This window comes from Aliikangiella coralliicola, assembly GCF_007004725.1.
GTDB lineage: Bacteria > Pseudomonadota > Gammaproteobacteria > Enterobacterales > Kangiellaceae > Aliikangiella > Aliikangiella coralliicola.
In genome coordinates, this window is record NZ_ML660164.1 from 575,980 (window position 1) to 590,436 (window position 14,457).

The window sequence follows — 14,457 nt, forward strand, 5'->3', positions numbered from 1 at the left end:
AGAAAAAAATGATAAGGATTTTGGGGAACACCATAAAACAAGTCACTACCAACGCATTGTTCATGTTGTGCGCGTTTTTGGTAATCGACCAGGCTCAAGCATACACCGGCGACTCGTCTTCTGGTGAGCCTCCGGTTATCAGTTATGTTTCAGGTAGCGGCCCATTGCCTTCAGGGACTAATAAAACATTGATGGTCATCTCGACGGACGTTGATGCTGAATGTCGTGCCAGTGCGCAAGATAGTGGTGAATTTAACAGTTGGTCGAAAAAGCTTTCTTCAACGGACAAACGTACCCATCAAATTACTGTTAGTCTCGGCAGCGAGACTAACACGCAAAAATATCTGCGCTGTAAAGCGGTTGATACGCAAGGAATTAACGATACCAGTTTTGTTTTTCCGATCTACTTTGGTAATAGCAGTATTTTTGCAAAACCTGAAAACTTAACTGCTGACACGCCAATGAATACTGACGGTAATTTTACGCTTAACTGGAGCGCGGTCAGCGGAGCAGCGAGCTATCAGGTGATGGAACAATTTGAAGATGGCACTTGGGTTTCCGCTCAGGCATCGACTGCTCAACCGATTACCGTAACAAATATTTCTTTGAATCGAGCTGACAATGGTCGCTACCAATATAAAGTCGCCGCGTGTAGCGACAACACTTTGGCTAATTGCGGCGAGTTTAGCAACGCTGCGGTCGTATCGGTTGGGGCTAATCCAATGCACTTTCCGCCGGAAATTAGTTACCTGGCAGGTAGTGGTCCTTACCCTGATGGTACCAGAGAAATAGAATATGTTGTCGCCACTAATATCGACGCTACCTGTCGTGCAAGTAACAACGACACTGGTATATTTGAATATTGGTCAAAAGAGTTATCAACTGCGGATAATCGGACTCATACTGGACGCCTGAAACTTACTGGTGATAATAATACTCAGATTTATATTCGTTGCCAGACCGCTGGCACACGTTATGCCAACGAAGTCGGTTTTAAGTTTCCAATTTATTTTGGGCAAGCGGATATTTTAACGAAACCGCAAAACCTTGTTGCCGATCTCCCGATGAATTTGGGTGGTAATTTTACTTTAAGTTGGGATGCTGTTGACGGCGCTGCTCGTTATCATTTGGTGGAATTGTACGAAGATCCACAAAATGAAGTGAACTATTGGAATAAGCTCGAACTTCAAAGCGGACAAATGAGCTTGTCATTGAACAGACCAGCGTTAGGACGTTATCAATATAAAATTAGCGCGTGCACTTCAGAGGCTGCTAACAGCTGTAGTGAATTTAGCGAAGAAGCCGTTGTTTCTGTCGGCGCTGATCCCGCTCATTTTCCGCCGGTGATTAGTTATGTTTTAGGGAAGGGGCCTTATCCTGATGAAGCGCGCGAGATGGCGATAACTATCTCAACCAATCTCGATGCAAAGTGCCGATACAGCGGAAGTAATTCTGGTATCTATCCCTATTGGGGACACGATTTCACAACCACCGACAATCGTGAACATTACAACAAAGTCAAAGTTTACGGCCCGCATAATACACAAGTCTATGTTCGTTGCGAGGCAATCGCGACCAAGTATTACAACAAAACCAGCTTTGTTTTCCCGATTGAATTTGGCAACTCAGCCATTCTGTCAAAGCCGGAAAACTTGGTGGCCGATATTCCAATGAATCTTGACGGCAACTTTACCCTGACCTGGGATTCGGTTGACGGTGCGATTTATTATCATATGATGGAACAAAGGGACGATGAAGTCTGGACGCCAATTCCACTGGTTGATGGTGAGCTGAGTGTCTCTTTGAGTCGTCCAATTGAAGGACGCTATCAGTATAAAATTAGTGCTTGTACCGATGTTGAAAGAAATCACTGTAGTGAATTTAGCTGGGAAGCAATTGTGTCTGTTGGCGCTAACCCATTACATTTTCCTCCGGTGATGACCTATGTTTCAGGCAGTGGTCCACACCCTGATGGAACCCGCGAAATAGACCTGATAATTTCAACGAATATCGATGCGCTTTGTCGACACAAAGTGAAAGACAATGGAACCTTTCGCTACTGGTCGCGCGATCTTGACTCTGACGATAAGCGGATCCATAAAACTCGTATGACGCTATATGGTGATCACACTCATATTAAACACGTGCGTTGTCAAGGAATTGAAACCGGTTACACTAATCGTCATAGCTTGGTTTTCCCTGTTTATTTCACCGACGCCAATACTTTGCATAAACCAACTAATTTTACGGTTGATAATGCTAACAATAACGGTAGCTACACCTTAAGTTGGGATCAGGTGGTGGGAGCCAATGCCTACCATATTATGGAAAGTGTGAATAATGGAGACTGGGTTTTTGTTCCAACACAGGGCACTAACTTAACCAAATCACTGGGTAAAACTACTGACGGTGAATACCGTTATTTGCTATCGGCCTGTACTGATCAAAACAAAACTCAATGCGGTTCTTTTAGCGATGTAGTTACCGTGACAGTGACTGGCGCATCTGGTGGTGGATTAGATGATGATGGTGATGGCGTCATCAATAGCGAAGATGCTTTTCCCAATGATCCTACCGAATGGGAAGATTCCGATAGCGATGGTATTGGTAATAACGCGGACACCGATGACGATAACGATGGTGTCAGTGATGCTCAGGATGCTTTTCCTCTAGACCCGAATGAATCAGTTGATACTGATAATGATGGTATCGGTAACAACGCTGATCCTGACGATGACAATGATGACGTTAATGACGGTGAAGATGCGTTCCCATTAGATCCAAACGAATGGTTTGATTCTGATAGCGATGGCATCGGTAACAACGCTGATCCTGACGACGATAATGATGGTGTCCTCGACGGCGATGACGCGTTTCCATTTGATCCGAATGAATCAGTTGACACCGATGCAGACGGAGTAGGCAATAATGCCGATCCCGATGATGACAACGATGGTGTGCTTGATGGCGACGACGCGTTTCCACTAGATGCCACTGAGTCAATCGATACCGATGGCGATGGAATCGGCAACAACGCTGATACCGATGATGATAATGATGGTGTTCTTGATAGTGACGACGCGTTTCCATTAGATCCAAATGAATCTAGCGACCTTGATGGTGATGGTATCGGTGATAACGCTGATCTGGACAGAGACGGCGATGGTGTTAATAACGATCAGGATATTTATCCAGAAGATGGCACTCGTTGGTTGCTAGAACAGGTGAATGATTTATCGGTGCAATTAGTCGATGAAACTATCAAGTTAAGCTGGAGTAACATCACTTCGGGAACGAACATTGCCGGTTATCACATTGAAAAAGCCACTTGGGGGGGCGACTTCGTGCGGATGGTCAGCGTCGTGTCTGATGTGGTTGAGTACGTCGATACTGATGTTCAGAACAAAGCCGCGTATCAATACAGGATTGTAACCCACACAGCCACAGACCAACTTAGTCAACCGGGTAATCTGGTTAGTCAATTCGTTGCTTATAATAACGACGAGATTGCTGGCGCCTCGGTTCAATTAGCTGACGATGCACCGCAATTGAACTGGACCTCGAATAACGCGGATGAATTTGTGATTTATCGCGGGCAGACAGGTACTAGTGCAACCCCGATTGCTGTGATTAGTGAAAGTGATTTTTCTGCCGATAGCCAATTCGATGGCAACTATTATTTTGCAGATACGCACACGGTTGAAGGGAATACTTATCAATACCAGATCCAAAACAGGAAAAACTTTACCAATCCAGTCAATAACGGAACCTTCTCTCTCGATGGGCCGTTAAGCCCATTGGTAAATTATTATCACGCGCAACAGCTCGCAATTAAACTCGCTAATGCCGGTGAGTTAAATGCAAAGCAAGTGTCGCCTGATAATTATGAGTTGCTTCGTGCAAACGATGCGCCGGTTATCGTTTTGAATCTTGAACACTTGAATGCTGAAGGTCCGTTAAAAGTTGTCTTATCCGATGGCGCTAACACGATTGAGCGCGAAACATCAAACGGATTAAATGTTGAAATTCCTTCTAGCGCAGCCGTGTGGACAATTAGTAGCACGGTTAATACCAGTTCTGAATCTGGTGTCGCTGTGATACAAAGTGCCACGGCGACCATTAGTATCATGATTGATGGGATTGAACCGCAAATCACTGTTGATGGCGCATCACAGCGAGAATCAAACGAAGCGACGATTAATCTCTCAGGAACTGTTTCCGACGACAATGAAATTGAGTCGGTTGTGGTTGACTCTTCCTTGTTAACTAATCAATCGTTTAACGCTTTACTCGATGGTAATAACTTTACTGTAGAGATTCCATTATCTGTTGGCGAAAACCTGCTTACATTTACTGCGAAAGATGTTGCTGGCAATCAGGCTACTGCCACAGTAACAGTTACCAAAGAAGATCTTCTGAAGCCGGTGATAGAAATTACCAGTCACACGAATAATCAAGAACTAACCTCTGACTCAATTGATTTAATTGGTCGAGTGCAAAGTGATTTACCGCCGAAAGATATTGAGGTTCGGCTGGGTCAGATAACATCCGAGTTAACCGTGAATAACGATGGTAGCTATGGTTTTAGTTTTAATGATTTACAGTTAAGTGAAGGTGATAACAGTTTAAAGGTTGTTGCAAGCTCGAACGCGGGTAATGATGAAGTGACCCTGGTACTTATATTGAAAACGCCGGATGAGATCACACCGCCGCAGCTTGAAATTATTTCGCCGTTGCCTGGTTCATCGGTTGGCCAGAGTAACTTCATCATTCAAGGTCAAATAAGCGGTAGCGCATTATCAAGTTTGGCAGCCAATGGTGCTTCGGTGCATTTAATTAGCACAGGCCCTGATAGTCAGTCATTCAATTTACCGGTGAGTTTCCCGCAAGCCGCATCGCAGGTGAATATTGAGTTTGTTGGTACGCAGAATGGCGAGACCGTGATTTCGGAAAGTTTTACGTATCTTCTGGATAATTCTCAGCCGGTTATTCAGTTGACCACCGCACTAGAGGTTTCGCCGACAATTAACGCAGTTACTCGAAATCCTTTCCTCATCGAAGGGACTGTCACCGATGATAATTTATCAGCGCTATTTATTAACCAGAACCAAGTGACGCTCGTGCCCGGCGCCACCAATAATGAATTTGAATTTTCAGCAAATTTAGAATTGGAAAATGGTGTTGAGTCGGAAGTTGAAATTAAAGCGCAAGATCAATCAGGCAATACGACTGTTGAACACTATAAATTGGTATCCAATGCGGTTACTGAAATCGATATTATTGCACCAACAGGTAATAAGGATTTTCTAATCAACGATGCCAATTTCAATTTACAGATTTTGGCGCGAGTCACAGGAATTCAACAAAACGAAACCGTTAGAGCGACGGTTGATGGCACTCATCAGGTGCCGCTAGCCATTAATGATACCTTGGCCAACGGTGAATTGTTGTTCCCAGCATCAGGCGGCGAGCACAAACTGGTTGTTGAAGTTTTGTCGAGTACTGGTGAAGTAATTAACGGAAGCCAGAGAGAATTTAAGTTGATTAATCCGGCTGATATTCCGCTTGCCATGGCGAGAACTGAGCCAGTCAATGGTGAACGGTATGCAGAGCCAAATGGTTATATCGCACTTTATTTTTCTAAGCCGATCGACCCAAGCCTGCTGACAATAGAAGTTAGAGAAACCTTTAGTGGTCAAACTTATATTAATGAAGATGAAAGGGGACTCGATTTTCTTGAAGCGAAAGGTTATCAACTCAAAGACATTAATCGTAGCAATGAATTAGTACCGGGCGGATTAAGTCAAATACCAGGCGATAATATTTATGCGTTTTATCCTCAGCGAGATATCGCCTATGGTGCAAATGTCTTTGTCAAAGTTAGCTATGATGGTGACGAATTTCATCGCTTTGCTTATCAGGTGAGAGCACTACCAACATTTGTTAGCGGCGCGCTCTATGATCAATTGGAGCAACCGGTGGAAGGCATTAAAGTGTCTTTACAAGGTCGTGACACCTTTACTAACGAAGATGGTGTTTTCCAGTTCGGTTATGGCGACTCAGGCCAAGAGGCGCTTCAGTCAGGTATTCACAAGTTAGTTGTTAATTCAAATGTTGAAGTTAATGGTTTGGTATCGTCAGGATCTGTTTTCGATAATGCGAAGTTTGGTGTCGTTGAGCGAAATATTAATATTGAGAAAGGCCGCAAAAATGACATCGGAATTGTTAAAACACCAATCCTTGATATTAAGACGCCATTCACGCCATTACAAAGTGGTCAAGATGCTAACCTGGTTGGTGGAGAGTTAAAATTAGATCTCACCAGTGCTTCACTGATTTATCCCGATGGAAAATCGAGTGGCCAGGTTCATATTTCTTTCCTTGAACTTTCAGATATTGATGCGACTGTCACTCAAGGAGCAATTCCAAGCTGGGTTTATGCCGTGCAGCCAGTTGGAATTCAAGTGAGCGGTGACCCGAAATTAAGCATATCCATGCCAAAACTTTACAACAGTTATGACTATATTCCAGACAATGGAACCTACCTGTTGTTAGTAGGTCGAGCGGCTAACAGTAACGCGCTTGTTCCAGTCGGTGTTGGAGAAATACAGGGAATTAAACTCAACTCGAAAGGGCATTTTCACTTAAATAAATTGGACTATATCGGTTATGCGTTTGTACCAGAAGCGCTGCAAGATCATTTAAAAGATTATGCTGATAACAAGATAAGCATTCAGGCATTGATTGCTTATCTACAACAGTAGATAAATTAAATCCCTTTGTGGGAGAAAAGTAGGGAGAAGCCGAACGTGGCTGTCATGTTGAGCGAAGTCGGCCTTGGTGCCGCTTGACGGTAGACATCTCCCAAAGAGGTTGATGTTCTCAAAAACAAAGATAAGCATTTTTAAAGTGTCATTTGTTATTGCATTGTAAAAGTAATAGCAAATGATAAAAAACTATAAACTTAGACTGAAGTTATGATGAAAATATTAAAAAAACTAATTAATGGAAAAGGCCTAAAACGGACACTTGCTCTATTAGCGGCCGGTTTTTTGATAAGTCCTACGATGGCAGTGAATGGAATACTGGAATGGCGTTTCCGTTCCGGTTACGTGATGTCACAAGGATTAATTTATGACGAGGCAAGCGAGAAACCGATATTTGCGGAGTATGATGAAAGCGGTAACTTGGTCGGCGATATCGGTGTGGCCAGAGACGAACTGGAAAAGGCCTATGTGATGTCAGGTTATGGCTATCACAATATTGCCGAATACTTCAAAAAGTTTAAAGAAGATAATGAAGACGGTGTGGCACGCGGGGCTTATATCTTAAGTGCAGAAGCCTACCGCGACCAACAGTTTACGACTAAAGATGGCCAGGCCATCACAGATGACGCTAAAGGTGAAATTTTTCCCGGAGTGAAATCAGTCTACGTCAAGTCGAATGATTTACTGCTTATTCCCGAAAATGAACCCATGTTACTGCAGGTGCCTATCGACCTGAATGATGTCCGTGAAATAGATCCCCTGGCGATTAAATCGGTACTGCTGAATGAGCAAGGACAGGTGGTCAGAATGTCCTCTCATAATATTGGTTTTAAGGTGGGTTATTTTGAAGGCGAAGAAGATAAGTACACGGCTGAGCGCGGCGATAAAATTTATGGACCAATTCATTTAGCACCCGTTGATGTCGGCGGCGGTGCGTTTTTGGGCGGCAAAGGTGTCACCGATGATGAAGGGTTTTATACCGCTCTTTACATGTTACCTTCTTGCCCGGGATTCACTTTTGACTTCACTACCAACAATACACTGACATTGCACTACAAAGGGTTTAATCCAAGAGGCTCTAAAATTCGCAGCTATTACCTGATGAAGCCGGGTTATGATTTTTGTAGTGGTTTGGGGGCTACACCACCGGGATTATCGTTGAGTGGTTTAATGGCGCAGCTGGCAGTTCAGTCGATAGAAGCGACAATGACCACACCGCTTTATCTGCAAAATTTTAAAGTGGATACCGCGGTCATTGGCGGCAACGGATTTTTCAGTAATGAGCAGGTGGCTGAAGCCACAGGGGAAGAAGAGCCTATTCCTGATGGTGCGACCGTTTATGAATATGAAGCACCTGAAACCGATCCAGTTGCAGAAACCAAGTATGACTTTGACGGTGATGAAGAAACGGAAACGACGGTTCTGGGAAATCAAGTTGAAGAAACTGACGAGAACGGCGACCCGGTGACGCGTTTTGTCGCCGATGAGAATGGTGAGTTACAAGGGGTTTATCTGAGTAGTGGTTCTCAAGATCCCGAAAGTGAAGATATTGATAAGCGCCAACCGGACTTTGTTCGCCTGGCTGATAAAGCGGCGGACTTAAAAGACCAGGGATTATTAAAAACCTTAAGCGAAGACGATTTTAAGGAAACGGATATTTTTATTTTTCGTGAATCGAATGGCAAGTTAATCACCAAAATTGAAGGTCTGAGAGACAGCGACTTCAGTACCCGAAAAGAAGGCGGCAAAGATTATGATACCGGTGAGTTTTTCTACAGCCAGATGATAAGAGGGCCGGACTCAGCACCGTTCGATTTTGTAGACCGTTACAGTCGCTCGGGAACCAATTGGTATAGCGCGTGGCAAAGTGAAGCGGAAATGGACCCTTCGTTACATGAGCGGGAAGCGGACCATTTAAGACCATTTGAAAAAATTCGAGTCGTAGCGATTAATCGAAAAACCGGTTATATGGCCACCATAAGAACGGAATATGGTAAGGACTTTCGTAACGGTATTATTTCGTCACTAAATCCCGACAAATTGGTGATGCGTCCGCCGAATTTGAAAATTAGTGCGGAAAGAATGTACACGGTAGAGGCGGGTTTAACCAAGGATGAAGAAAGAGAATATCTGATCGGTTACGAGGGAGCGGCACTGACTTCGGATACCTGGGTGAAGGTTACAACCGAATGGTTTGACCATGATGGCTCACCGTTACCGAAGGAATTAGAAGAAGAAGGTTATACCGGACGATTGGCGAAGGTTTCGGGTGATAATGTGTTGACCGCTCAGGGCGGTGAGTTTGCACAGTTTTCGATTAAGCCGGGGCGTAACACTGAGAATATTCAGATCACCGGCGATGGCACTTTGTCGGAGCATTTTTATGTTCAGGTGAGTGGTGAGCAGAAAAGTGAGAACCCTGATTTCTCGACCATTGGTGCGGGGGAAGGTCCGCTGCAGTATCGTCCGAAATACTATGTACCTTTTAAGGTTGCGGTTGCTGATGAGACGCAAACCTGGGAGCAATATACTGCGTATAAGAAATTCAAACGTGACAATCCGGGTCAGGAGATAGAGAAGCCTGACCCAATTTATAAATGGTTTTATCGTCCGGAAATGCAATTTAGTTTGTATGACTTGGAGATGAAAAATATCTTCCGGGTAGACGAAGAAAACGGCAGCGAAACCTCGGTCACCATTTACAATAACGAACAACCAGTCGTTGCCAGTTCTGACGATTTGATCAAAATTCTTTATAACTTGATTGAAAAGGAAATGTCTCCTCTTGATTTTTTTGGCGCAGGTCAGGAACTGGTTTTTGCGCTAGGTGAAGAAGAAGTCAAAGCGGAATTTGGTAGCGATAAACAAATGCGTTTTGAAAACCTGGAACACCTTTCTAGCCTTGATGTCGAGGACTTTTTAAGTCTGCGTTTATATAGCAACAATGACCCTGGCAATATTTTGTGGGAATATGCATTTGAGTATCTAGTGTTGGATACGCGTTATGTAGGTTACGATAATATTGAGGTCGATGAAGATACTGGCGATACCACCTATTACATTTCTGCCGATGAACCTGAATTTCCGTTGTTGGCTTATCTAGTCGGTTACTCTGGCCGTGATGAAGAATATAGGACACCAGTCAATTTTGAGTGGCGAGTTGATTCTGGCCAGGGCACGCTAGAAAATATCGAAACTAATTCAGATGCCGGAGTTGCGACTGCTGATTTAAAGATGCAGCCAACGAAAAATTTCCGTGCGAAAGTCATGGTGAAATTACCAGATTCGGATACTGAAGCTGAGTTTGGAACCGTTGAAGTATTGGCTGGTAAACCGGCGAGCATGCAGGTAACACTCGATGGAGAAGCTTTCATTCTCGGCCACGGTGCAATAGACGTCAATATTGATGTCTATGACCAACACGGTAATCGGGTGGAGGATGATACTTCTGTTGAATTGTCGGTTTCCGGTAATGCGATTATCGCTGATTATGAGCCGGGTACCTTGAACGGTAATGTCACTGCGCAACTGAAAGGTAATAACAAAGGCCAGCTCGTTAACGAGTTAACGGTTAAAGCAGGCGATTTAGAAGAAGTTTATCAATTCGAAATTAAACCCTTTGATATTCAATTTGTCAGCACACCGAGTAGTTTTGAAAGTGAGCAATTGGTTCCTATCTCAGTTAGGGTAACAGCAGATGGTGAAGCCATTTCAGGCGCTGATGTCACTTTCTTTTCCACCATGGGTAAACTCGATTCTAACCCGGTCGTCACTGACGGTAATGGTGTTGCCACAAAAAATTTCCATACTGGTTTTAGCCCAACTAACGGTGAACTTTTTGCGCGAGTTGGTTTAGAAGCGGTCAAGATGCCTTCTGTGGATATCAACCCACCGGCTGATAGTAAAATTGATGCGTACAAGGCGCTAGTCGTTGGCGATGAGTCGACGGATGGAACTGTGGAATACGAGCGCTTTGACGGCGCTAATATGGGGATGACCTACAAAACAAGTACCGATATTTCTTTAAATGGTGCTGCCGGCGATTCGATTACCTTACAGCTTGGTGATCTGGCCGATCCTAACTTATCACCGCTCGCCGCTTTCTACATGAAGGAAATCGAAAGTGAAAGTACTGGTGTTACTTTAGCGAAAGAAGAAACAGGGTTACACCGAGGTGTCATCGATGGAGATGTTATCGTTTCGAATGACAGCCCGAGTGGTGTTGGAAAAAGTTATCACTTTGAGAGCGATGGCCATATATTGCTCGACCCACATGCGGCATTGATGCCGCCGACCGCATTAGGTTTTAGAGTTGACATTAAACCCGATAGTCAGTCGGGAGAAATTTTTAATCTCGAAAGTGGATCGCAATCGCTAGCTTTTAGTGGCAACCGGTTGGTTTTTTCGGTGAAAACCACTGACGGCAGTTTTCAAATTCAGTCACAGCCTATTCCTGAAGATCAATGGTCAACGATAGCGGGGCGAGTTTATAACGGCCAACTGGAAATTGAAGTGAATGGACAGTCCTCAGCACCAGTTGCTGTGACAGGCGCGTTGGAATATTCAAGTGGTCGCGGCTTAAAAATTGGCGATGGTTATAGCGGTGGAATGAATAGTTTCCGTTTGTATGATTGGGCTTCAGCACCGCTGCTAACTTTCGATGACGGCTCGACGTCGAAAACGGAAAATTTTGTTGGTGCTGGAAGTGTTAGTTATACCGTTCAAAGTTCTGGTAACTTAAATCAGGTTGCAGCTGGTTCTGCACTGCAATCGATGCGAGTGGCCATCAGGCAGGGTAGTGAGCGGCAATACATTGGTGTTATCTCAAAAGAATATTTTAAAGAAATGGCGGGGTATATTGCGACGACACAATCGATTAGTGCGCTGCCGATTGACTTTGCATACCAAGATGGATTTACACCAAATAGTTTCCTAATATTAAACGGCCTTGCACCTCGGGCCCACGCTGGAATTATTGATTGGTTCCTGGAAGATGCTTGGGATCTAGTTGTTGATATTATTGGTTTCATTATTCCCTATGAAGAAGCGGCTAGCTTTGTTAAGCAAATGTGGTATTTGCTTTCGGGGGATGATGATTTTGACCCGTTTGAGTTGGCGATTAGTACTGTTGGGATATTGACGTTTTTCCCGGTTGCTAAACCTTTGAAACCTTTGCTTGGGCCGATTAGAAAAATATTTGCGAGTGTGAGGGGTAGGCCATTTCTCAAAGCTTTTGGTGAGGTAATGGGGAAATTTGGTGATGATTTGATGAGAGGGAAGTTTGATCGAGTACTAAATACACTACCGTTCCTGTTGATTTTAGGTGAGATGGCAGCTAATGAAGAGTCCAGGGAGGCTTTGACTGCGATATTAGATTCGATAGTCAGTGCTGATGACTTTTTTACTTGGGTTGAATACATTGGATTCCCGACTGATGGTTGGGATGGCGATACAGTACCACAGGTTGAATTGGATACTGCTAGTATCGACAATAGCTATATTTCTAACCTGGTTGCTCCTCATGCCATAGCAACAAGTAGATCTCGTTTGGGACGCAGAGTTGATGCGTCCATTTTAACTAATACTATTAATCAAGCAGTAAAGCGTATGAATATTGTAAATAGCGCTGCTGCCAAAAAGCTGACTCAAAACGTAAAAAGTGTCAGTAAGGCAATGAAAAATACAGATCTCCCTAGTTTAAGAAAATTGACGCATAGCCCGTATATCCTAGTGGCTGCAAATGGTGTAAAAAGAAAGGCGTTTCAGAAGTTCATGCAATTTTCAAGAAACTTCAGGATGTCTCCGCTATCAATTATTGCGGTTACCGCTTACCTCGAAACGCATATGTATGATAATTGTGCAGAGGTTTATGCAGAATGTAAGCCATTTCCTGAGGCGATAAGAAACAAATTGAATACTCAAATGGCTGAAGCTTTTGCTAATCCTTTGGAAGATGATAATTATGTTTCCGGGAGAAATATAGGAGGTCTATTTCATTTAGCCATGTTGGCACAAAAGCAGCTAGCGTATGAAGTAACTCAAGACGAGAAGAAAAAACCTGTGGGTATTGAGGTAAGTAAGAAAATCAGTTTAGTTATGAAAAAAGCTCCGCTGCCGGCTAGAGAATATACCTCATTAAAAAGAAGAGTTGATATATTGTTAAAAGGGAGCGCGGGTGATGATATTACTGGCAGCGGGCATGTTTGGGTTGAAGTGAAATCGTTAAAAAAGAAGCCTAATCTTAATGATTGGAACAAGTGGACAATGAGTAAAAGTGTCTATAGTTACCACAGACAGTTTTACCTTGATCGAGTTGGAAGTGCATCATCCAACTTTAATTCCAGCATTAAGTCGGACGACTTTGAGTGGTGGTTGCAATTTTATAGAAAATCTAATACTAATAAGAGTTATGAACAGGCGGATGTTGATAAGATTATTAGAAAAATTAGAATATTGCCGACGGCTCAATCTAACAATATGGACTATGTGAGTTTAGACTACAGTTCTGCAAGGCAAAATGCTGCCAGCTTTATGTTTTCAGTGGCAAAAAGTAAATTTAAACTTCGTAATATAAAAACATGGTTACTTGATGAAGCAAAAGATTATCTTTTAGATGGACTAGAAGATGATGTTATAGATGAACTTATAAATCACTAGGGCTGATGACAATGAGTCTAAATAAGAATGGAATAAAGGTAGAGTATTCTCAGAAAAGAGAGTGGAGTGAGTTTTTAGATAATATTAAAAGGATTGATAATCTCGATGATATGGACTTTGATAAATTAAGGGCATTTTTTGATGATAACTCCGATATGTCTCGCGAATATATTCAAAGTTGGAATGTAGGCCCTCTTTTAGAGATGTGGCTTTCGGAATTTCCTGATGTGGATAGCTTTCAAAATATTACAAAGAATTACGAGCTAAAAGATGAAAGTATTAAACTTGCTGCTTCTCAAAATGTATTTTTAGGCAATATTCCTTCTACTGACAAAGAGCATAGCGGTGCTACCTGTTTCAATGGTCTTGATCAATTGCTTTATCTAGCTCTTTTTCCTCAAGGAATAAAAGTTGACAAAGAAAATTTTAAAAAGAAAAGTAAATATTACGAAGAGTTAAGAGCAAAGTTTAGCTGGGTGTCGATGGGACTATATTTGTATTTAGAGGATGATAATCCCTATAGCCCATTTGTGTTGATGATTGATGATTGGAGAGAGCTTGTCACGAGTGCCTATACATCAAATGAATATTTTGATGCTATTGCTTACTTGGTGTACTCATTAGTCAAAGATCCGAAAAGCCTTAGTGAGCAAAAGCTCGGTGTATGCCTAAGACTTAAAGAAATAATTGAAGGAGATAGTTTTCCTAAGGCTGCAAAAGATCGTGCCAAAGAAATGCGAGAACAAATTGATTAATCTAATATTAATAGGCTACTTTTAAATTTGGAATCGACACATGGCGGAAGCGTATGGCAGCATTATATTAAATGCAGGAAAACTTAACGAAGAATTAAAGTTATGTAAAGTTAAACTAAATTGGGAGTTAATCGAAAAGCTCTTAAATATGACATCGATTAGCTATGAATGTAATCCCAATTTAGCACGATTTGATATCCGTGGAAGTGAATTCCTATTCGAAAATAAGATTTTGATTAATGAAAAATACAATAGGTTTGAAATATTTGGTGATGAAT

At 42.7% G+C, this 14,457-nt stretch carries 4 protein-coding genes; all 4 read left to right on the plus strand.

The genetic code is table 11. The features are described from left to right. Positions 1-8 precede the first annotated feature (8 nt). Positions 9-6,764, plus strand: a complete 6,756-nt coding sequence (locus tag FLL46_RS13445) for a hypothetical protein (protein ID WP_142894171.1) — start codon at positions 9-11, stop codon at positions 6,762-6,764. A 213-nt stretch (positions 6,765-6,977) separates the two neighbouring features. Beyond that, a complete protein-coding gene (locus FLL46_RS13450; protein ID WP_142894172.1) occupies positions 6,978-13,424 on the plus strand; it encodes a hypothetical protein in 6,447 nt (2,148 codons plus the stop codon). 11 nt (positions 13,425-13,435) lie between these two features. Further along, entirely contained in the window at positions 13,436-14,179 is a 744-nt protein-coding gene (locus tag FLL46_RS13455; RefSeq protein WP_142894174.1) for a hypothetical protein, read from the plus strand. Between the two features lie 40 nt (positions 14,180-14,219). Continuing rightward, positions 14,220-14,457: hypothetical protein (locus FLL46_RS27420; RefSeq protein ID WP_210418696.1), on the plus strand; the 238-nt coding region annotated here is incomplete at its 3' end.